This window comes from Allomesorhizobium aridi (assembly GCF_043769475.1).
Taxonomy (GTDB): Bacteria; Pseudomonadota; Alphaproteobacteria; order Rhizobiales; family Rhizobiaceae; genus Allomesorhizobium.
In genome coordinates, this window is the sequence record NZ_CP171729.1 from 1,876,388 (window position 1) to 1,896,524 (window position 20,137).

The 20,137-nt window shown below is 63.4% G+C and carries 19 protein-coding genes and 2 pseudogenes; 5 read left to right on the top strand and 16 right to left on the bottom strand.

The features are described 5' to 3' along the window. Window positions 1-7: 7 nt before the first annotated feature. The 11 genes and pseudogenes from bamA to ACG873_RS11255 all read right to left on the bottom strand — a co-directional run bounded on the left by bamA (window position 8) and on the right by ACG873_RS11255 (window position 11,432). Window positions 8-2,390: pseudogene (gene bamA / locus ACG873_RS11205) on the bottom strand (outer membrane protein assembly factor BamA). Window positions 2,391-2,609: 219 nt separating this feature from the next. Beyond that, entirely contained in the window at window positions 2,610-3,749 is a 1,140-nt protein-coding gene (gene rseP, locus ACG873_RS11210) for an RIP metalloprotease RseP (RefSeq protein ID WP_394891774.1), read from the bottom strand. A gap of 109 nt (window positions 3,750-3,858) precedes the next feature. Beyond that, a complete protein-coding gene (locus tag ACG873_RS11215; protein ID WP_394891775.1) occupies window positions 3,859-4,674 on the bottom strand; it encodes a phosphatidate cytidylyltransferase in 816 nt (271 codons plus the stop codon). Window positions 4,675-4,684: 10 nt separating this feature from the next. Beyond that, window positions 4,685-5,404 (bottom strand): isoprenyl transferase, encoded by a 720-nt coding sequence (locus ACG873_RS11220; protein WP_394891776.1) that lies wholly within the window; start codon window positions 5,402-5,404, stop codon window positions 4,685-4,687. Window positions 5,405-5,439: 35 nt separating this feature from the next. Continuing rightward, entirely contained in the window at window positions 5,440-6,000 is a 561-nt protein-coding gene (gene frr / locus ACG873_RS11225; protein ID WP_394891777.1) for a ribosome recycling factor, read from the bottom strand. 41 nt (window positions 6,001-6,041) lie between these two features. Continuing rightward, window positions 6,042-6,764: a UMP kinase gene (gene pyrH, locus ACG873_RS11230; RefSeq protein WP_394891778.1), complete on the bottom strand. Its 723-nt coding sequence runs from the start codon at window positions 6,762-6,764 to the stop codon at window positions 6,042-6,044. Window positions 6,765-6,866: 102 nt separating this feature from the next. Continuing rightward, window positions 6,867-7,790 carry a translation elongation factor Ts gene (tsf, locus tag ACG873_RS11235; protein WP_394891779.1) on the bottom strand — a complete coding sequence of 308 codons (924 nt, stop codon included), beginning with the start codon at window positions 7,788-7,790 and terminating at the stop codon, window positions 6,867-6,869. 121 nt (window positions 7,791-7,911) lie between these two features. Further along, window positions 7,912-8,697: a 30S ribosomal protein S2 gene (rpsB, locus tag ACG873_RS11240; RefSeq protein ID WP_394891780.1), complete on the bottom strand. Its 786-nt coding sequence runs from the start codon at window positions 8,695-8,697 to the stop codon at window positions 7,912-7,914. Between the two features lie 202 nt (window positions 8,698-8,899). Next, a complete protein-coding gene (locus ACG873_RS11245) occupies window positions 8,900-10,192 on the bottom strand; it encodes a hypothetical protein (protein WP_394891781.1) in 1,293 nt (430 codons plus the stop codon). A gap of 135 nt (window positions 10,193-10,327) precedes the next feature. Then, a pseudogene (locus ACG873_RS11250) lies at window positions 10,328-10,594 on the bottom strand (DUF4031 domain-containing protein); the annotation flags it as partial. 10 nt (window positions 10,595-10,604) lie between these two features. Then, complete coding sequence (locus ACG873_RS11255) at window positions 10,605-11,432, bottom strand: cell envelope integrity EipB family protein (RefSeq protein WP_394891782.1); 828 nt, start codon at window positions 11,430-11,432, stop codon at window positions 10,605-10,607. A gap of 133 nt (window positions 11,433-11,565) precedes the next feature. Between ACG873_RS11255 and ACG873_RS11260 the strand changes: the two genes are divergently transcribed. From ACG873_RS11260 to ACG873_RS11275, 4 genes are all read left to right on the top strand, one after another. Then, window positions 11,566-12,030: a RidA family protein gene (locus ACG873_RS11260; RefSeq protein ID WP_394891783.1), complete on the top strand. Its 465-nt coding sequence runs from the start codon at window positions 11,566-11,568 to the stop codon at window positions 12,028-12,030. A gap of 7 nt (window positions 12,031-12,037) precedes the next feature. Then, window positions 12,038-12,760, top strand: coding sequence for a glycerophosphodiester phosphodiesterase (locus ACG873_RS11265; protein ID WP_394891784.1), 723 nt, complete (start codon window positions 12,038-12,040; stop codon window positions 12,758-12,760). A 37-nt stretch (window positions 12,761-12,797) separates the two neighbouring features. Beyond that, on the top strand, window positions 12,798-14,021 hold the full coding sequence (locus tag ACG873_RS11270) for a GNAT family N-acetyltransferase (RefSeq protein ID WP_394891785.1): 1,224 nt from the start codon (window positions 12,798-12,800) through the stop codon (window positions 14,019-14,021). A 77-nt stretch (window positions 14,022-14,098) separates the two neighbouring features. Continuing rightward, the gene (locus tag ACG873_RS11275) at window positions 14,099-14,518 is read left to right on the top strand and encodes an HIT family protein (protein ID WP_394891786.1); all 420 of its coding nucleotides are present in this window, start codon (window positions 14,099-14,101) and stop codon (window positions 14,516-14,518) included. Between the two features lie 6 nt (window positions 14,519-14,524). Here ACG873_RS11275 and ACG873_RS11280 read toward each other — a convergent pair whose 3' ends face one another. From ACG873_RS11280 to ACG873_RS11295, 4 genes are read right to left on the bottom strand one after another with little or no spacing between them, the layout of a single operon-like run. Then, window positions 14,525-14,944: an ACT domain-containing protein gene (locus ACG873_RS11280; RefSeq protein WP_394891787.1), complete on the bottom strand. Its 420-nt coding sequence runs from the start codon at window positions 14,942-14,944 to the stop codon at window positions 14,525-14,527. Between the two features lie 4 nt (window positions 14,945-14,948). Then, window positions 14,949-15,305 carry an AzlD domain-containing protein gene (locus tag ACG873_RS11285; RefSeq protein WP_394891788.1) on the bottom strand — a complete coding sequence of 119 codons (357 nt, stop codon included), beginning with the start codon at window positions 15,303-15,305 and terminating at the stop codon, window positions 14,949-14,951. After that, window positions 15,302-16,048, bottom strand: a complete 747-nt coding sequence (locus tag ACG873_RS11290) for an AzlC family ABC transporter permease (RefSeq protein WP_394891789.1) — start codon at window positions 16,046-16,048, stop codon at window positions 15,302-15,304. The genes ACG873_RS11285 and ACG873_RS11290 overlap by 4 nt, the downstream gene beginning before the upstream one ends. Window positions 16,049-16,093: 45 nt before the next feature. After that, a complete protein-coding gene (locus ACG873_RS11295) occupies window positions 16,094-17,029 on the bottom strand; it encodes an EamA family transporter (protein WP_394893456.1) in 936 nt (311 codons plus the stop codon). A gap of 106 nt (window positions 17,030-17,135) precedes the next feature. On the opposite strand from ACG873_RS11295, the gene ACG873_RS11300 reads away from it, so the two are divergent. Further along, window positions 17,136-17,612, top strand: a complete 477-nt coding sequence (locus tag ACG873_RS11300; protein WP_394891790.1) for an Lrp/AsnC family transcriptional regulator — start codon at window positions 17,136-17,138, stop codon at window positions 17,610-17,612. A 54-nt stretch (window positions 17,613-17,666) separates the two neighbouring features. On the opposite strand, the gene clpA is transcribed toward ACG873_RS11300, so the two are convergent. Beyond that, the gene (gene clpA, locus ACG873_RS11305; protein ID WP_394891791.1) at window positions 17,667-20,129 is read right to left on the bottom strand and encodes an ATP-dependent Clp protease ATP-binding subunit ClpA; all 2,463 of its coding nucleotides are present in this window, start codon (window positions 20,127-20,129) and stop codon (window positions 17,667-17,669) included. Between the last annotated feature and the right edge of the window lie 8 nt (window positions 20,130-20,137).

Sequence of the window (20,137 nt, forward strand, 5' to 3'; positions counted from 1 at the left end):
CGACCGATCAGAAGCGGGTCGAAATGCCGAAATTGAAGTTCTGCTCTTCGTCGTTGTCTTCCTTGACGACCGGAACCGCGTAGTCGATGCGGAGCGGACCGAAAGGCGACGCCCAGATCAGGCCTGCGCCGACCGACGCCCGCCATTCCATGCCGGTGCCGGCGAGATCGATCGTAGTGCCGGCCGTATCGATGTCGTTGCCATAAAGCGTCGCTGCGTCCGCGAAGACCGCACCACGCAGACCGAAGCTTTCCGGCACTACCGGCACGGGGAATTGCGCCTCGGCTGAAGCATTGAAATAAGTCGTTCCACCGAGATGATCGTTGTCATCGGAGGCAGCATCGTACGGGCCGATCCCGTCAAACTCGAAGCCGCGGATCATGCGGTCGTTGCTCTTGAAGTGATCGAAGATGCGCAGGTTGCTTTCCGAGCCGAAGCCGGTGATGTGGCCGCCGCCGACGCTGACAAGACCGACAACGTCCATCTCTTCCGACAGCGTATGGTAATAGCTGCCTCGGCCCGTCAGTTTCACATACTCCGCGTCGCCGCCGAGGCCGGCGATTTCGGTGGTGAAGTTGGCATAGATGCCAGCATGCGGATTCTTCATGTCATCGATGGTGTTGTAGACCAACGCGCCTGAAACGGATGACTTGTTCCAGGGGCTGTCCTCGACGCCCTCGACAATGGCGTCGGAAACGCCGCAATCAGGATCGAAGTTGTCATCGTCGTCAAGGCAGTCACCGCGGAAATTGTACTCTTCCTGCGTGAAGTGATACGCAAGCTGGGTGCTGATGTTCTCGGTGATCGGAAGGCCGAACCGGACGGTGGCGCCAGTCATCTCGCTTTCGTAATCGTCATAGCGGCGGGTCTGGCGGAAGACATCGAAGCCCGCGGCGATGCGCCGGCCGAGGAAATACGGCTCGGTGAAGGACAGCATGAAGTCGCGAGAATCCTTGCCGCCGCCCGCCGAGAGGCGGATGAACTGGCCACGGCCGAGGAAGTTGCGCTCGGTGATCGAACCTTCGATCGAAGGTCCGGGCGTCGAACCGCCCGTCGTGTAGCCGGCGCCGATCGAGAATTCGCCGGTCGACTTTTCGACCACGTCGACCACCAGGACGACCTGGTCCGGTTCAGAGCCCGGGGCGGTCGCGATCTCGACGCGTTCAAAGTAATTAAGGGCTTCGAGCCGTTTCTTCGCGCGCTGGATCAGCACCTGGTTGAAGGCGTCGCCTTCACTGACGTCGAACTCGCGGCGAGATCACATAGTCGCGGGTACGTGCGTTGCCGCGGATCTCGATGCGCTCGACATAGGTCCGCGGGCCCTGGTCTATCGTATAGACCACGGAAATGGTGCGGTTTTCAAAATTGCGGTCGCCGCGCGGGGTTACCTGCGCGAAAGCATAGCCGAGGCCGGCGACCTGCTCGGTTAGCGCGATGATGGTGTCTTCGACATTCTTGGCGCTGTAGACGGCGCCCGGATCGGTCTCGATCAACGAACGCAGCGATTCGCCGTCGACGCCAGGAATCGAGCTTTCGATGTTGACATCGCCGAACGTATAGCGCTCGCCCTCCTCGACGGTGATCGAGACAGTGTATTCGTTGCTGGCCTCGTCGAGCTCGCCGAAGGCTGAGACGACGCGGAAATCCGCATAGCCGCGGTTATAGTAGAAGCGGCGCAGCGCCTCCTCGTCGGCGCGCAGGCGCTCCTCGTCATAGATGTCGTCGCGCAGCAGGAACGACAGAATGGTCGAGCGCTTGGTGGCGATGACGTCGGAAAGCCGGCGGTCGCTGAAGGCGTTGTTGCCGGTGAAGTTGATCGAGGCGATCTTGGTACGGTCGCCTTCGTTGATCTCGAACACCACATTGACGCGGTTGTCGCCAAGGTCGATCGTTTTCGGAGTGACGGTGGCGTCGTTGCGGCCGATGCGCTGATAGGCGGCGCGGATGGCCTCCGCGTCGGTGTCCAGCGACGCCGGCGAGAACGTACCGCGCGGCTTGAGCTGGACCGTGCCGGCGAGCTGCGCGTCCTTGATCTTCTTGTTGCCCTGGAACAGGACCTGATTGACCGTCTGATATTCCGAAACCTGGACTACCAGCGTGGAGCCGACCTGGTTGATCCGGACATCCGAGAACAGCCCCGTGCCGAACAGGCGCTTCACCGCCTCGTCGATGTCGGCGCCCGAAAACGAGCGGCCGGGAGTGATCGAGAGATAATTGCGGATTGTTTCGGCGTCGACCCGCTGGTTGCCCCGCACGTCAATGCTGCTGACGACCGCCGCCTCGGCCATCGAAACTGCTGCAAACTGCAATATGGCAGCACCCGGAACGGCAAGCGCCGCAGACATAGCCACCGCGGAGGCGGCGCTCAACAAATTCGATACTGCCTTCATCGGGCTTAAAAACCTTTTCTCGAAGTCCCCACGGCGAGAAAACCGGACGTGCGGTAAATTTCCCATACCGGTATTAACCGGATTTTCCCTACACGCAAGGCTTCTGGTTAATTTGCGTTTACTTAACTATCCCGCGTGGCTTTCGCGTCACGCATATTCTCCGCGATGGTAAACGCCGTCGTAACGGCGGCCGCCGCGAAGCCAAATTCCTTCATGTTTTCAGCACCCAAACAGGTCGTTCCAGAAAACGAAACCCATGAAGGCAAGAACCAGAATCATCCCCGTGCGATAAACCGCCTCCATCATGCGCTCCGATACCGGACGCCTGATGACAGCCTCGATGCCATAGAAAGCCAGATGGCCGCCGTCCAGCGGGGGAATCGGTAGAAGGTTAAGGAACCCTATCCCGACGGAGAGCAGCGCGATCAGTTCGACCAGCCGTTCGAAGCCGAGTTTGGCAGCCCTGCCGGCCATGTCGGCGATCTTGATCGGGCCGCCGAGCTGGCATTTGTCCTCGCGCCCCACGGCGAAGCGCTTCAGGAACTGGCCCGTGCGCACGACGATGCGGCCGGTCTCGCTGACGGCTTCGACCACGGCGCCGGGCGCGCTGTATTCGATGACGCGCGGCTGGCCGAGTTCCTTGTCGTTGACGACTCCGATGACGCCGATGCGGAACGTGTTGCCGGCCGCGTCCTTCTGTTCGGTGACTTCGGGCGTCGCCGTCAGTTCGACCTCCTTGCCGCCGCGCAGCAGCACGAAGTCGAGCGGGTCGCCGGCGCGGCCGGAGACGTGGTACTGCACATCGGCAAAGGTACGGACCGGATTGCCGTCGACGCTGACGAATCGGTCGCCGGGCTGGAAGCCCGCGATCTCGGCGGGGCTGCCGGGCTGGACCTGGGCGACCGTCGGCTCCGACACGACGCGGCCGTAGACCGCAAAGAAGGTCGCCAGCACGGCGATGGTCAGCAGGAAGTTGAAGAGCGGCCCGGCGACCACGGTGGCGGCGCGTTTCCAGACCGGCTGGGTATGGAACGCGACCTCCCGCTCGGCCGGCGTCAGCCTTTCGGTCACCTCGGCGTCCGGCGTGCTGGTCACGTTCATGTCGCCGACGAACTTGACGTAGCCGCCAAGCGGAATCGCGGAGAGCTTCCAGCGCGTGCCGTTGCGGTCGTTGAAGCCGAAGATTTCGGGCCCGAAGCCGATGGAAAAGGCCTTGACGCCGATGCCGCACCAGCGCCCGACGAGATAGTGGCCCATCTCGTGGACGAACACGACGACGGTCAGCACGAAAAGGAACGGCACGATGGTGCCGACAAGCAGGCTGTCTAAGCCGAACAGCGCTGAAAACAACTCGCTCAAATCGTGCCCTCGATCAAAACCGCCATTGCGACGATTGCGCCGCGGACTGTGACCTCAATCCCGGCGAATCCGTGGCGTCCACAGAGCTGAAACCCGGGTGGCGTTCCGCTCAGAGTGGGAACAGGCCGTGCGCCGGATGTTCGGCGCCGCCCGCCATCCAGCCGATGACGTATAGGGCAAACGCCGCCGCGACAAGTCCGTCGACGCGATCCATGACGCCGCCATGGCCGGGAATGATCGAGCCCAGATCCTTCACGCCGCAGCGCCGCTTGACCCAGGACTCGAACAGGTCGCCGATCTGGGAGACGATCGAGAGCAAAAGCGCGACAAAGCCAAGCACCGGAAGATTGGAGACGCCCGCCAGCGCCGCCACGGCAAGGCCGCCCGCGAGCCCGCCGACCGCGCCGCCGATCGCGCCGCTCCAGGTCTTGCCGGGTGAGATCGCCGGCGCAAGTTTCGGCCCGCCGACGGCGCGCCCGACGAAATAGGCCAGGATGTCGGTCGCCCAAACGATCGCGAACAGGAACAGTATGGCGAGCAGCCCGGCATGGTCGTCATCGCGCAGGAAAGCCAGCGAAACGGCCGAGAACCCGGCATAGGCGAGCCCGATCGTCGGCCATGACCCCTGCCCGCGGATGAGCCCCACCGCGATCGAAGCGGCCAAGGCGCCGGCCAGAACGAGCAGCACCGTCGCAGCCGGCAAGCCCGCCACGACCGCCAGCAGCACCGCCGCCAGGAACAGCGCCGTGAGCGCCTGGTAGAAAGCATTGGCGACCGTGCGCGACATCGCGCACCATTCATAAAAAATCGCGGCGCCGATGAGCGCCGCGAAAAGCCGGAACGGCAGCCCGCCAAGCCAGGTCAGCCCGAGAACCGCAATCGCCAGCACGACTGCCGAGAGGACGCGAAGCTGCAGATTGCTCATCTAATCGTGCTCACGAGGCAACATCCCGGGCCGAAAGGCCGCCAAAGCGCCGTTCGCGCGCCGCGAACTGGCTGAGCGACTCGGCGAAATGCTCGCGGGTGAAGTCGGGCCAATAGCAGGGGAGGAACACGAGTTCGCTGTAGGCCGCCTGCCAAAGCAGGAAATTCGACAGCCGCATCTCGCCGCTCGTGCGGATGACCAGATCCGGATCGGGGATGTCGCGCGTGTCGAGCGCCTCGGCGACGGCTTCCGCAGTGATGTCGCCGGGAAGGATTTTTCCCGAAACCGCGTCGGCGGCGAGCTTTTGCACCGCCCGGGCGATCTCGTCGCGGCCGCCATAGTTGAAGGCGATGACGAGGTTCAGCGCGTCGTTGCCGGCGGTCAGCGCCTCGGCCTCCTCGAGCAGCGCCTTGATGTCGCCCTGGAGCCCGGCGCGCTCGCCGATGATCCTGACGCGGACGCCGTTCTGGTGCAACTCGGCCAGATCGCGCCGGATGAACAGCTTCAGCAGCCCCATCAGATCGCTGACCTCGGACTTCGGCCGCGACCAGTTTTCCGAAGAGAATGCATAGACGGTAAGCCACGATACGCCGAACTCGCCGGCGGCCCTCACCGCCTGGCGCAGCGCCTCGACGCCGGCGCGGTGACCGGCAAGGCGCGGAAGCCCGCGGGCCTTCGCCCAGCGGCCGTTTCCATCCATGATGATCGCGACATGCGCGGGCGTCGTCATTTTTTCACTTTCCGCCGCAGCAGCGCCGCCACGCATCAGACGTGCATGATCTCGGCTTCTTTCGCCTCCAGCAGGCTGTCGATCGAGCTGATCGTCTCGTCCGTCAGCTTCTGGATGCGATCGGCCTGCTTGCGGTGATCGTCCTCGCTGATATCGCCGTCCTTTTCAGCCTTTTTAAGGTGATCCATGCCGTCGCGCCGGACGTGCCGCGCCGCGATGCGGGCGTTTTCGGCGTAGGTGTGGGCGATCTTGACGAGTTCCTTGCGGCGCTGCTCGTTGAGCTCCGGCAGCGGAATGCGCAGCGTCGTGCCATCCATGATCGGATTGAAGCCGAGATTGGATTCGCGAATGGCGCGGTCGACCGCGCCGACCATCGATTTGTCCCAGACCGAAACCGAGATCATGCGTGGCTCGGGCACGGACACGGTCGCGACCTGGGTAATCGGCATAGCCGAACCATAAGCCTGGACCATGACCGGATCGAGCAGGTTGCTGGAAGCGCGGCCGGTTCTCAGAGAAGCCAGGTCGTGCTTGAATGCGTTGATCGCCCCATCCATGCGCCGATGAATGTCGTTGAAGTCTGCCCCGCTGGTCATTGTCACTCTCCTTGGCCTCCCTATTCAGGCCAATTTCGTCTTCAGGTGTCGGCGACGATCGTGCAGTGACCGCCACCGGTTAGAATTTCGCCGAAACCACCCTTCTCGTGGATCGAATAGACGATTATCGGGATGTTGTTTTCGCGCGCAAGCGCTATTGCAGCCGTGTCCATGATCAGCAAGCCCTGCTTGATGACGTCGGCATGGCTGATGCGACCATAACGCACCGCGTTCGGGTCTTTTTTCGGGTCGGCGGAATAGACGCCATCGACCTGCGTTCCCTTGAACAGGGCGTCAGCGCCGATCTCGGCGGCGCGAAGCGCCGCGGCCGAATCCGTGGTGAAGAAGGGATTGCCGGTGCCACCGGCGAAAATGACCACCTTGCCCTGGTTCATGTAGGCGGTCGCCTGGCGCTGCGAAAAGCTTTCGCAGAGTTCGGGCATGGCGATTGCCGACAATACGACCGCGTCGACGCCAAGCTTGACGAGCGAGGTGCGCAGCGCCAGCGAATTGATGACGGTGGCGAGCATGCCCATGTGGTCGCCGGTGACGCGGTCGCCTCCTTTGGAGGCCACGGCGACACCGCGAAAGATGTTGCCGCCGCCGATGACGACGCCCACTTCGACCCCGAGCGCCCTCGCCTCGGCAATGTCGGAGGCGATGCGGTCGACGACCGAAACGTCGATGCCGAAATGCTGTTCGCCCATCAGCGCCTCGCCCGACGCCTTCAAAACCACGCGCCGGTACAGGGGTTTTATGGTCATCGCTTCCTCATCGTTTCCTGTTCATGCGCGCGATACACGAAGGGCACCGCGTTGTCACGCGATGCCCTTCTAATAACCGACCATGAAAGGCTTGATGCGGCGTTACTTTTTCGCCGCGGCCGCGACTTCGGCAGCGAAGTCGGTTTCTTCCCGTTCGATGCCTTCGCCGAGCGCGAAACGAATGAAGCCGGTGATCTTGGCCGGCGCGCCGATTTCCTTTTCGGCTTCCTTCAGCGCTGCCTCGACGGTGATGTCGGGGTTAAGCACGAAGGCCTGCTTCAGGAGCACGACTTCCTCGTAGAACTTGCGCAAGCGGCCTTCGACCATCTTCTCGATGATGTTGTCCGGCTTGCCCGATTCGCGGGCCTGCTCCGTGAAGATCGCCCGCTCGCGCGCGACGGCGGCCGGATCGATCTGCTCGGCAGTCAGCGCCAGCGGGTTGGTCGCCGCGACATGCATCGCCACCTGGCGGGCAAAGGCGCGCGCCGCGTCGGCATTGCCGGCGGTCTCGATCGCGACCAGAACGCCGAGCTTGCCGAGGTTTTCGGCGACAGCATTGTGGACATAGGTCGCGACAGCGCCTGCGCCGACCGACAGCTTCGCCGAGCGGCGGAACGACAGGTTCTCGCCGATCGTGCCGACGGCATCCTTGATGGCCTGCGCGACGGTCTTGTCAGTGCCCGGGTATTTCGCATTGGCGACGGCTTCGGTCTCGCCGCCGACGGCAAGCGCGACCTGCGCGACGTTGCGTACGATCTCCTGGAAGGACTCGGCGCGGGCAACGAAGTCAGTCTCCGAGTTGACCTCGACGACAACGGCCGAAGTCGCGTCGCCGGCGACGCCGACCAGGCCTTCAGCCGCAGTGCGGCCGGCCTTCTTGTCGGCCTTGGCGATGCCCTTGGCGCGCAGCCAGTCGACCGCCGCCTCCATGTCGCCGTTAGTCTCGGCAAGCGCCGCCTTGCAATCCATCATGCCCGCGCCGGTCATGTCGCGGAGTTGTTTGACCTGTGCTGCCGTAATGCTCATTTTTTGCCTCTTGGATCGAAATGCGCGAGCGCACCACCGAAACCTGTCGATGATGCGCCAGCCGGCGACGCGGCGATCCGCGTCGCAAGAAATGGAAGGCCGGGTGCCCGGCCCCGTCGATTTACGCTTCGGGAGCGCTGGCTGCCGGCGTCTCGTCGAGCGTCGGCTCGACGGGCGCTTCGGCAGCAGCGCCGATATCGACGCCGAGAGCGCCCTGCTGGCGCGCGATGCCGTCGATCGCTGCCTTGGCGATCAGATCGCAATAAAGCTGGATCGCACGGGCGGCGTCGTCATTGCCAGGGATCGGATAGTCGATCTTGTCCGGATCGCAGTTGGAATCGATGACGGCCACGACCGGAATGCCGAGGCGCTTGGCCTCGAGGATGGCGATCGCTTCCTTGTTGGTGTCGATCACGAACATCAGGTCGGGCGTCGAGCCCATGTCCTTGATGCCGCCAAGCGCCTTGTCGAGCTTCTCGCGCTCACGCTGAAGGTTCAGAAGTTCCTTCTTGGTGAGGCCGCGGCTGCCTTCGCCGGCGAGGATCTCGTCGAGCTTGCGCAGGCGCGAGATCGAATTGGAAATCGTCTTCCAGTTGGTCAGCATGCCGCCGAGCCAACGCGAATTGACGTAATACTGGGCCGAACGCTGGGCCGCATCGGCGATGATGTCCGAAGCCTGGCGCTTGGTGCCGACGAACAGCACGCGGCCGCCCTTGGCGACGGTGTCGGAAACCTGCTTCAGAGCCTGGTGCAGCAAGGGCACGGTCTGCGAGAGGTCGATGACGTGGATGTTGTTGCGGGCGCCGTAGATGTACGGAGCCATCTTCGGGTTCCAGCGGTGGGTCTGGTGGCCGAAGTGAATGCCAGCTTCCAATAGCTGGCGCATGCTGAAATCAGGCAGAGCCATTCTTTGTCCTTTCCGGTTAGCCTCCACGGACACTTGACGTTTCTGGGAAAGTTCCCTCGACGCCACCGGAGGTTTCAGCCGGATTTCTCCCAGGCAGACACCAAAGTCCGTGTGTGGAATGAGCGCGCATATAGAGGGAACGGGGTGACAATGCAAGCCAGCTCGAATCCGGCCCGGCCCGTACCGTGCGTGGAAAGCCGACTCAGCCGGTATGGAACGGATTGCGGTAGGTCTTCAGGCGCAATCCTTCATTGATCTCATCCAGCGCTGCCTGCATGCGGCGGCGGATCTCGGCCATGGCGTCGGTCGGCGTGCCCTGAAAATCGTGCATTGCCAGCGGTTCCGGCACCCGGATATAGGCGCGGCGCGGTCCGGCCGGCTGCGGCAGGAAGCGGTTGAGGGTGTCGCGCATCGTTCCCTTGCAGTAATCGTTGCGGATACGCTTGACGTGCTCGGCGAGCCCTTCCTGCGTCACCGTCTCGCTCGAGAAAGCAAAATCGCCGACGCGCTGGACGCGCGCGATCGCCTCCGACAGCGATTTCACCTGCTTGCGCAGTTCCGGATCGGCAGGGCCGGTTTCGCGCAGAAAGCGCCGTGCGCTCCGCATGATGCCGTCGCCGCTTGCCGAGGCCTCGGCCTCGGGCAGGAGGTCGCGGAGGAGGCGGTACATGGTTGAAAGCAGGACGTCCTGGCGCCCTGCGTATAAAGCCGCGCGGTTCGGTTCGATGCCGCTTTTTTCCTCGTCCCGAGACAGCAAGGTCTCGTAGATGCGGTAGACCCGATCGGGAAGAGCGACGGTTCGAGCCGCCGGCTCGATCTTCAGGCTGCGCTCGACATAGGCGCATTCCTTGATCAGATCCGCTTCGACATCGCGGATGAAAGCCAGCTTCCAGACGACCGGCGCTATCCAGACCTCGAGATCGCGTACTGCTTCTCGGCTTTGCTTCAGCGCCTCCAGCGCCATCTCGGCGGCGCCCGGCATCAGCGGGGCGACAAAATCGCCGTGCCAGCCGACGCTGCCTTCCGGATGCAGCAGAACACCGTGGCCTTTAAGCGCCCAGCCGACCGAATGCTCGCGCGCGGCCTGGCTGTTGCCGGGAATTTGCGCGATCAGATTGTTGGCGAGCCAGAATTTCTGCGCCATCCTGCCGAGGCCATTGACGACGCCGTTGGTCGCCCAGAATGCGGCCAGCGGACAGACGTGCGAGGCGATCTCCTTGTCGATCATCCAGTCAGTGAAGAATTCGGGATGGTTTGGCGTGATGAAGGTCGCCTTCCCGTCCCCGCACACGACGGCGAGACGGGCGCGGTCGGCTTCGGGAAAATCGATGTGGCGGACATTGGCGATGCCGCGCAGGCCTGCGATCCGGTTGAGCGGAGGGAGGTCGCGAAAGCCGGGGACGCCTCGCAGCATGAGGACGCGGTTCACCACCGTCATCGCCTTGATGAGCGGCACGCTGGGTTCGGGCGCCACAAAGGTGTCGAGTCTGCTCAAATCCGCCTCCCGTGCGTCATGTAACACAGGCTGGCTGGAAATCGAGGCGGGCTCAAGTCAAATTTGAACGCCGTTCAACAATTTTTCCGGACGGTTTACGACCGCTGCAAACGGGCTTGCCACCTGCGACAGGGACTTGCCTTCCCTGACGCGAACGCGACGGCAGACGGCGACGATCTCATGCCTGCTGCACGCGACGGCGCCGAGCCTCACCGCGCGGTCGCGTTCAAAGGCGGTGATGTCGTAGTGGGGTGCGGCGGTCTTGGGCGGGCCTTGGTAGGATGATCGATGCAGGCCGAGCTTGGCGGCAAAGCCGTGGAGTTCCGCAAGATCGTCGGCCATCAGATGGCACCAGCGCCTGCCGGCCCAATGCCAGATCGCGTCGTCAACGTAAACGGCCATGCAGCGGCCGCTACTGGTTGCAGTTCTGTGGAGCCTGATCGAACAGGGCCAAGTTGACCAGCTTGCCGGTCATGGAGAAATCGCCGTAGTCCATGACGAGATCGCGCGTCAGCCCGTTTTCGTGCAGCTTGAAGCTGATGCGGTATTCCGGCACTTCCTCACCGCCGTCGGTCGCCTCGTCGAAATAGGCGATGTCGACCGGCCAGAATTTTTCCTTGGCGAGACCGGCAAGCACAGGCGCTTCCGGATCGCTTTTCTCCACCGGTTCCTTCTTGCCGACCACGACAGTGGTGGTCATGACTTCGTCGCCGTCTTCGGAGCCGTCGAAGACGCTTGTCTCATAGAAATTCTCGCCGGTGTTGGCCTTGCCGATCAGTTCGACAAGATGCTGCGTGGGGAACTGGGTGCGTTCCAGTTCGACGCTGTTCGGTTCGGGCTTGTCGATGTCGACCTTCAACCCGTCCGCCTCGCGTCTCGCAGTGCCCTTGAGCTCGCGCTCCAGCGTCTGGTCGGTGAAGGATTTCGTCACGAAGGAGAACGTCTTGCCCTCCGCATCTTCGAAAGTGGTCGTCTGCTGGTCGGTCACGCGCGAGTTCTCGCTGGTGTCGATCTGCGTGACGAAACGGAACTTGACCGTGTAGCCCTCGCAGGCCGAGCCGTTGAATTCGTAGACCATGCGCCCGGATAGACCGGTTATGCCAGATTTATCGGAGGCTTCGTCGAGCACGAGATCGTAAACGGCGCGATGCGGCGCGAGCGGCGCTGCGGCAAGGGCCGGCGCGGCGATGAGCGCCGAGGGCGAAACGAGGGCTAGCAAGGCGAGGCGCGTTGCGCGCATGAAGTCACTCCAGTCGACACGGCGGCCTGGGCCGCTTCAAGTTGCGCAGTCTAAAAAAAGTCGTGGCGGAAGCGAGGCAAAAATAGCAGTTTCGGCCCGACGACTGCATCATACCAAGACATAGGGAAAGACAATGGGCGAAACAATCGAAAAGCGGCTGAACGATCTCGGGGTCACACTGCCTGCGGCCGCGGCGCCCGCCGCAAACTATGTGCCCTTCATGCGGACGGGCAATCTCGTCTTCACCGCGGGGCAGCTTCCGCTCAAGGACGGCAAGCTGCAAGTCACTGGCCTGCTCGGCCGGGATGTGGACACGGAAGCCGGCAAGGAAGCGGCAAAACTCTGCGCGATCAATATATTGGCGCAGGCCAAGGCCGCCATCGGCGATCTGGAAAACATCAGGCGGCTGGTGAAGATCACGGTATTCGTCGCCTCGACGCCCGATTTCACCGAGCAGCATCTTGTCGCCAACGGCGCGTCGGACTTCCTGGTCGCGGTGCTGGGCGAGCCGGGAAAGCATGCGCGCGCCGCGGTCGGAACGGCCTCGCTGCCGCTCAATGCGGCGGTCGAGATCGAAGCCGTGATCGAAGTTGCGTGAGGCGGACATGAAAGATCTGTCCTGGCTGACCGCGCGGCCGATCGCTCACCGCGGCCTGCACGATTGCAACAACCTGGTATGGGAAAACACGCTTCCCGCCTTCGAGGCGGCGGCGGCGAAAGGCTATGCCATAGAGTGCGACGTGCGTCTGACCAGCGACGGCGTGCCGGTGATTTTCCACGATGAGGGCCTTTCCCGGCTGACGGGAACGGACGGCCATGTCTGGCAAAGAACAGCGCGCGAGATGACGGCGCTACGGGTCGGCGGAACCGGCGACCATCCGCCTTCGCTGAAGGAGATGCTCGATCTCGTGCATGGGCGCGTTCCGCTTGTGGTCGAACTCAAGGGCGTTCCCGGCAGGGACGCCGGCCTGGTCGAGCGCGTCTGCGCGCTGCTGCACGACTATGGCGGCAAGGCCGCGATCATGTCGTTCGACCACTGGCTGATCCGGCAGTTTGCCGCACACGCCAGGGATCTTCCGACGGGGCTGACCGCCTGGGGCGAGAAGGATCACGAATTGGAGGCGCATTTCTCCATGCTGGGGCACGGCATTTCATTCGTCTCCTACGCCGTCGACTGCCTGCCCAACCGCTTCTCCGGCTTCGTCCGGGCGAGGCTGGGCATGCCGGTCATCACCTGGACGGTTCGCGACGGGGAAGCCGTGGAGCGGACTTTCGCGCATGCCGAGCAGATGACCTTCGAAGGCTTTCTGCCGGATGCGGTCGCGTAGCCTTGCGCGGCCACATTTCGATCGTAGATAAGGGCGGATGACCATCGGCAGAGATCAGGCAGGGACCAAGGCGGCGGATGGCGAATACGCGATCCGCATCGCCGCCAGCATCGATGCGTTCACGCGCGAGGAATGGGATGACTTTGCCGGCGCCTCGCGCGATTGTGCCGGAACCGCATACAACCCGTTCGTTTCGTACGATTTTCTGAGCATCCTGGAAGAATCAGGCTGCGCCGCTCGGCGTTCAGGCTGGCAGGGGCATCATCTTCGCCTGGAGGCTCCGGACGGCACGGTTCTTGGCGCCCTGCCCTGCTATGTGAAGTCGCACAGCCAGGGCGAATATGTGTTCGACCATGGCTGGGCCGACGCCTTCGAGCGCGCCGGCGGGCGCTATTATCCCAAATTGCAGGCGTCGGTGCCGTTCACGCCGGCGACCGGTCCTCGCCTGCTGGTCAGCCGCGGCGCGAACGAAGCCGCGGTCAAGGCGGCGCTGGCCGCCGGGTTGAAGCTGGTGACCGACCGCCTCGGCGTGTCCTCCGCGCATGTCACCTTCGCTGAGGCGACCGATATGACCGCGCTGGAAAATGCTGGATTCCTGGCGCGGACGGACCAGCAGTTCCACTTCTTTAACGAAGGTTTTTCGACCTACGACGATTTTCTGGCTACGCTGGCCTCGCGAAAGCGCAAGGCACTGAAGAAGGAACGCCGCGAGGCGCTCGCCAGCGGCATCTCGATAGACTGGCTGACCGGCAGCGACCTGACGGAAGCGGTCTGGGACGACTTCTTCGCCTTCTACATGGATACGGGGAGCCGCAAATGGGGCCGGCCCTATCTCAACCGCACATTCTTCTCGCTGGTCGGGGAACGAATGCGCGACGACGTCCTGCTGGTGATGGCCAAGCGCGGCGGACGCTATATCGCAGGCGCGATCAATTTCATCGGATCCGATACGCTGTTCGGCCGCAACTGGGGCTGCATCGAGGACCACCCTTTCCTGCATTTCGAAGTCTGCTACCACCAGGCCATCGACTTCGCGATCCAGAAGGGCCTGCGGGTGGTCGAAGCCGGGGCGCAGGGTGAGCACAAGCTGGCGCGCGGCTACAGGCCGGTTATGACACATTCGGCGCATTACATCGCGCATCCCGGCCTCAGGAGCGCGATCGACGACTATCTCGAGCGCGAACGGGCCGAAGTAGCGCGCATGAGCGAATATCTCGAGGAGCACGGGCCCTTTCGCAAGTCGCCGGATCTCAATGTTTGAGCCCCGCCATTGAATGAATTCCGGCCAGCGGCAAATATGGCTGGAACCGACAAACGGCGAGGTGGAAATGACAAGCTATGACGAGATCCAACGTGTTCGCGAAAATACTGCGCGGCGAACTGCCTTCGCACAAGCTCTACGAGGATGCGGACACCTTTGCGCTGATGGACATCATGCCGCGCGGCGACGGCCATTGCCTGGTGCTCCCCAAGAAGCTTTCGCGCAACATCTTCGACGCCGATCCGGACAGTCTCGCCGCCGTGATGCGCACGACCCAGAAACTGGCGCGGGCCTTGATGAAAGCGTTTTCGGCCGACGGCGTCACGGTGCAGCAATTCAACGAGCCTGCCGGCGGACAGGTGGTGTTCCATCTCCATGTCCATGTCATACCCCGCTTCGAAGGCGTGCCGCTTCGGCCGCATACGGGCGCCATGGAGAAGCCGGAGGTGCTTGCGGCAAACGCCGAGAAGATCAGAGCCGCGCTGGCCGCGGAATAGCGGCGGTTATCCGCGCCCTTTTTCGGCGCTTTCCTTCTGCAGCGCCTTGAGCACCGCGAGGGCTTTTTCGGCATCGGCCGCGGGTACGAAAATGTGGTCGTGATGGAACGCGGCGACGACATTGGCGCTGATGCCCTCGCGCGCCAGCCGGGTGGAAAAAGCGGCGGTCAGGCCGACAGCTTCCAGACTCGAATGCACGGTCAGCGTGATCATGCGCATTGGCGCGCCTGCCAGACCTTCACGCTCCGCGGTCTCGCGGGGAAGGATCAGCGTCAGGCCTTCGGCCTCGCGAAACATGCCGAGCGGGTTGAGACGGACCTGGTCGGCGATCCGTCCATCGGGGACCGTGCAGAAGATAAACTCGCCGTCGTGCAGCTCCGGCTCCATGCCGGCTAGAAGCTGCTGCAGGTCGTCAATGCCGGCCACGGTTTTACCTCATCCAAACCAGGAAAATGCCGGCGGCCAGAACCGCCTCGGCGACGATGATGCCGACCAGAACGCGCTTGCCGAGCAGGAAATAGGCGGCGAAGCCGACCGCTGCCGCGCCCATGCGCAGGCCGAGCGGCGTGGCGGCCAACGCGCCGCTGGGAAAAACTATGAGGTTGCCGATGACGGCAGCAACCAGGGCGGTGGCCACGGCCCGGACCAGCACCAGCAGATCGGAATCCTCCGCAATGCGGCCGCCGAAATAGACGCCGAGAAAGCGCCATGCGTCCGTGGCAAGCCAACCCGCGACGAGGATGAACAGGAACGGCCACCACCACAGGTCGAGCGACGTGAAGGTCATTGCGAGCGCCCCCGCCGCGACAGCCGATGGAAAGCGTAGGCCGCGAAGCCGCCGATGAGTCCAGCCGCCAGCAGGTCGAAGTCCGGCAGGAACACGTGGAAGAACGGCCCGAGCCCAAGGCCCAGAACCATGGCGACATGCCCTGCCCGCTCGCGCGCCGAGCCCCAGAGCGAGGTCAGGAAATACATCGGCGTTAACAGGAAAAGCGCCGCGGACACCGCAGGCGGCAGCCGGTCGGCAATGAGAAAGACGACGGCGACAACGGCCATGTTGGCCAGCACCAGCGTCGAGCCGATGCCGGCATACCAGGTCGTGCGCATGGCTCGCGGGATGCCGCCGAGGCGCTCCATGGCGATGACCCATGATGTAACCGCGACGAAATGGGAAAGCACGTAGAGCACCCATTTGGGCGTGCGCCGCCCTTTGAGTTCGGGCACCAGCGCCACGACCATCGGCATCAGCCGGACCGAAGATAGTGCGACCGCGAAGGCGGCCGCCGGCAGCGAAGCCCCTGACAGGATCGCGCCGATCAGCACCACCTTTCCCGGCAAGGCCCAGACGACGCCGGTCATGAACACGGTCTCGGCGAGCGTCAGCCCGGCCTCCTTGGCGAGACCGGCGAAGCCGACAAAGGCGCTGGCGAGGATCAGTCCGGGAATTGACACCGCCGCCCGGACGCCGCGCAGGTACCAGTGGCGGCGGTCGGCGATGGTCGGCGCGTGGGGAGTGGCGTCATCTGGCATCGGCTTGCCCGATAACACAGGCTCCTCGAAGAGGCGACGCGAAAATCAGGGCAATTCGATCTGTTCCCGTGGGCCAGAATGGACGGCCGGCGTCGATGTGGACCCTGCCGCGGACGGCGCTGGCTTGTGCGCGGCGACGCCGAGCATGACTAGAGCGATGCCGAGAATATCGCGGCCGGTAGGGATCTGCGCAAGCACGAGAGCGGCGATGATCGCGGCGGTAGCCGGCAGAAGCGCCAGCATCAGGGCGAAGCTGGCGCGCGGAAGTCGCGACATTGCGAGCTGGTCGGAAATGTAGGGGATGACCGAAGAACACAGGCCGACACCTATGCCGGCAAGAACCAGATTTATCGAACCGAACGCCTTAATCGCTTCCACCAGGCCGATTGGCATGACGAAGACGAATGCTATCGCCATTGCCGCGCCAAGGCGCTCGACGCCGCCGCTGGCGCCACCTTCGGCCGCCCTGTGGCCAAGCACGATATAGGCGACGAACAGCGCGCCGTTGAGCGCCGCCCAGCCGAGCCCGATCAGGTCGGCGGACCATCTCACGTCGATCAGGACGAAGACGCCCGCAACGGCGAGCGCTAGCGCTGCGAGATTGCGCCCGGTCCGCAGCCCGTAGAGCGCGACGCCTATCGTGCCCACGAACTCCATGGCGGCGACCAGGCTCATCGGCAGGCGCTCCAGCGCGAGATAGAATGCGACGTTCATGATCGCCAGGCAGGTGCCCAAGCCGACCAGCAGGAGGCGGGTCCTGGCATCCGCCTCGGCGATAGTCCGCCAAGGTTTTGTGAACGGCGCGAAGATCAGGGCGGCCGATGCAATCCGCATCCACGCGACGCCGAGCACGCCGATGGCGGGGAAGAGAAGCACGGCGAAGGACGGGCCGAGATAGTGGAATATGGCGCTGACGTAGAACCAGGCGTGTGGCGGGACGATTTGCGCTGCCCTGTCGAGGGCTGGACTGGACGTGGGCATAATGGCGACTTCCTCGACCGCCATTATGCAAGGCATTATCGGCATTCCATATGCTGAGGATTAGGTTATTGTGGGAAAGATGCAGCTACATCATCGGTGAAATTCAATGAAACGCCTTCGATATGAAAATGGCAGCATCGACCCGGTCGATGCGAAGATACTGAGGGCGCTGGCCAAGGACGCGCGGACGAGTACGGCGGAGCTTTCCCGCGCGATCGGCCTTTCGGCGCCCAGCGTTTCGGAACGGGTGAAGCGTCTCGAGGAGAGCGGCGTGATCGAGGGCTATTCGGTCAAGATCAATGCGGCGGCGCTCGGGCTGCCGCTTGCCGCATGGCTTCGTATCCGGCCTATCCCCGGCCAGCTTCAAAAAGTCGCCGAGATATTGAGAGGATTACCGGAGATCGTCGAATGCGACCGGGTCACGGGGGAGGACTGCTTCATCGCCCGCGCCCATCTCCGGTCGGTGGCCGATCTGGAGAGGCTGATAGACGAGATCATCCCCTACGCGATGACCAACACGTCGATCATCCAGTCTTCGCCGGTGGAGCGGCGGCTGCCGCCGATCGGGATCGGCGAGGCATAGCTTCTTCAAAGAAAATCTCCTCCCCGGGTCCGGGGAGGAGATGATTTTGTCGGCTCAGCCCTTTCTGGGCAGTTGCGGGACCAGGCTGCGCTTGCCGCCGTCCTTGCCGTTGGCGGCCGGCCTGGATTTCTGGGCCGCCGGCTTGGCAGCCTTCCTGGCCGGCTTCTTTGCCGGAACCTTCTTCGGCTCTTCCTTCTTCGGCTTCACCGGAAGCTCGTCGGCGAGCGATTCGAGCTTCAGGCCGGTTTCGCCGGATTCCTTCGTCTCGACAGTCACGCGGACCGTGCCGCCCTTCTTCAGCTTGCCGAACAGAACCTCCTCGGCGAGCGGCTTCTTGATGTGCTCCTGGATGACGCGGCCGAGCGGCCGTGCGCCCATGCGCTCGTCATAGCCCTTGTCGGCAAGCCAGGAGATGGCTTCCGGCGACAGGTCGAAGGTGACCCCGCGCTCCGAAAGCTGCGCCTCAAGCTGCATGACGAACTTCTGCACCACCTGATGCACGACCGGGATCGGCAGCGAGCCGAACGGGATGATCGCGTCGAGACGGTTGCGGAACTCCGGCGAGAACAGCCGGTTGATCGCCTCCATGTCATCGCCTTCACGCTTCGACGAGCCGAAGCCGATCGCGGCCCTGGCCATGTCGGAGGCGCCGGCGTTGGTTGTCATGATCAGGATGACATTGCGGAAATCGATCGACTTGCCGTTGTGGTCGGTCAGCTTGCCGTGATCCATGACCTGCAACAGGATGTTGAACAGGTCCGGATGCGCCTTCTCGACCTCGTCGAGCAGCAGCACGCAATGCGGATGCTGGTCGACGCCGTCGGTGAGCAGACCGCCCTGGTCGAAGCCGACATAGCCGGGAGGCGCGCCGATCAGCCGCGAGACGGTGTGGCGCTCCATGTATTCCGACATATCGAAACGCAGGAGTTCGACGCCGAGCGAGGCGGCGAGCTGCTTTGCCACTTCGGTCTTGCCGACGCCGGTCGGGCCGGAGAACAGGTAGGAGCCGATCGGCTTTTCGGGTTCGCGCAGCCCTGCCCGGGCCAGCTTGATCGCCGAGGAGAGCGCCGAGATAGCGGTATCCTGGCCGTAGACGACACGGCGCAGCTCCGTATCGAGGCCCGCCAGCACCTGCTCGTCGTCGGCCGAGACCGTCTTCGGTGGAATGCGCGCCATTGTGGCGATCGTCGCCTCGATTTCCTTGACGCTGATCGTCTTCTTGCGCTTGGCCTCGGGAACCAGCATCTGGCTGGCGCCGGTCTCGTCGATGACGTCGATCGCCTTGTCGGGCAGCTTCCGGTCGTTGATGTAGCGCGCGGAAAGCTCCACCGCCGCCTTGATGGCGTCGTTGGTGAACTTCACCTTGTGGAAGTCCTCATAATAGGGCTTCAGGCCCTTCATGATGGCGATCGTATCCGCCACCGACGGCTCGTTCACATCGATCTTCTGGAAACGCCGCACCAGGGCGCGGTCCTTCTCGAAGAACTGGCGGAACTCCTTGTAGGTCGTCGAGCCGATGCAGCGAATCGCGCCGGATGACAGCGCCGGCTTCAACAAGTTTGACGCATCCATCGCGCCGCCGGAGGTGGCGCCGGCGCCGATGACCGTATGGATCTCGTCGATGAACAGCACCGCGCCGGGATAATCCTCGAGTTCCTTGACGACCTGCTTCAGGCGCTCCTCGAAATCGCCGCGGTAGCGGGTACCGGCGAGCAGCGTGCCCATGTCGAGCGCGAAGATCGTCGCGTCGGCGAGCACAGTCGGCACATCGCCCTCAACGATGCGCTTGGCCAAGCCCTCGGCGATCGCCGTCTTGCCGACGCCGGGATCGCCGACATAGAGCGGATTATTCTTGGAGCGGCGGCAGAGGATCTGGATCGTGCGGTTGATCTCGCTTTCGCGACCGATCAGCGGGTCGATCTTGCCCGACTTCGCCTTTTTGTTCAGATCGACGCAGTAGGCGGTCAGCGCGTCCTGCTGCTGCTTCTTCTTGGTGCCGCTCTCCTCCGGCTCGCCGCCGGACGAATTCTGCTGGTCCTCCTCGGCGCCGCGCGGAGTGCGGGTTTCATTGGCTCCGGGCCGCTTGGCAATGCCGTGCGAGATGTAGTTGACCGCGTCGTAACGCGTCATCTGCTGTTCCTGGAGGAAATAGGCAGCGTGGCTTTCGCGCTCTGCGAAGATGGCCACAAGCACGTTCGCGCCCGAGACTTCATCGCGCCCGGACGACTGGACGTGGATCACCGCGCGCTGGATGACGCGCTGGAAGCCGGCGGTCGGCTTGGAATCCTCGTCGTAGCCGGTGACCAGATTGTCGAGTTCGGTGTCGATATAGGTGAGAACGGTCTGCTTGAGTTCGTCGAGATCGACATTGCAGGCGCGCATTACGGCGCCGGCCTCGCTGTCCTCGATCAGGGCGAGCAGCAGATGTTCGAGCGTGGCATATTCGTGATGCCGCTCATTGGCGAAAGTAAGCGCCTGGTGCAGCGCCTTTTCGAGGCCTTGGGAGAAAGCCGGCATTCAAAACC

Excerpts from the sequence above, each read along its gene's own strand:
- ACG873_RS11270 (WP_394891785.1), top strand. The coding sequence starts at position 12,798 with ATGACCATCGGCAGAGATCAGGCAGGGACCAAGGCGGCGGATGGCGAA.
- ACG873_RS11260 (WP_394891783.1), top strand. The coding sequence starts at position 11,566 with ATGGGCGAAACAATCGAAAAGCGGCTGAACGATCTCGGGGTCACACTG.
- pyrH (WP_394891778.1), bottom strand. The coding sequence starts at position 6,764 with ATGACCATAAAACCCCTGTACCGGCGCGTGGTTTTGAAGGCGTCGGGC.
- clpA (WP_394891791.1), bottom strand. The coding sequence starts at position 20,129 with ATGCCGGCTTTCTCCCAAGGCCTCGAAAAGGCGCTGCACCAGGCGCTT.
- ACG873_RS11265 (WP_394891784.1), top strand. The coding sequence starts at position 12,038 with ATGAAAGATCTGTCCTGGCTGACCGCGCGGCCGATCGCTCACCGCGGC.
- frr (WP_394891777.1), bottom strand. The coding sequence starts at position 6,000 with ATGACCAGCGGGGCAGACTTCAACGACATTCATCGGCGCATGGATGGG.
- ACG873_RS11285 (WP_394891788.1), bottom strand. The coding sequence starts at position 15,305 with ATGACCTTCACGTCGCTCGACCTGTGGTGGTGGCCGTTCCTGTTCATC.
- ACG873_RS11300 (WP_394891790.1), top strand. The coding sequence starts at position 17,136 with ATGAAACGCCTTCGATATGAAAATGGCAGCATCGACCCGGTCGATGCG.
- ACG873_RS11220 (WP_394891776.1), bottom strand. The coding sequence starts at position 5,404 with ATGACGACGCCCGCGCATGTCGCGATCATCATGGATGGAAACGGCCGC.
- rpsB (WP_394891780.1), bottom strand. The coding sequence starts at position 8,697 with ATGGCTCTGCCTGATTTCAGCATGCGCCAGCTATTGGAAGCTGGCATT.
- ACG873_RS11255 (WP_394891782.1), bottom strand. The coding sequence starts at position 11,432 with ATGCGCGCAACGCGCCTCGCCTTGCTAGCCCTCGTTTCGCCCTCGGCG.
- ACG873_RS11215 (WP_394891775.1), bottom strand. The coding sequence starts at position 4,674 with ATGAGCAATCTGCAGCTTCGCGTCCTCTCGGCAGTCGTGCTGGCGATT.
- tsf (WP_394891779.1), bottom strand. The coding sequence starts at position 7,790 with ATGAGCATTACGGCAGCACAGGTCAAACAACTCCGCGACATGACCGGC.
- ACG873_RS11295 (WP_394893456.1), bottom strand. The coding sequence starts at position 17,029 with ATGCCCACGTCCAGTCCAGCCCTCGACAGGGCAGCGCAAATCGTCCCG.
- ACG873_RS11290 (WP_394891789.1), bottom strand. The coding sequence starts at position 16,048 with ATGCCAGATGACGCCACTCCCCACGCGCCGACCATCGCCGACCGCCGC.
- ACG873_RS11275 (WP_394891786.1), top strand. The coding sequence starts at position 14,099 with ATGACGAGATCCAACGTGTTCGCGAAAATACTGCGCGGCGAACTGCCT.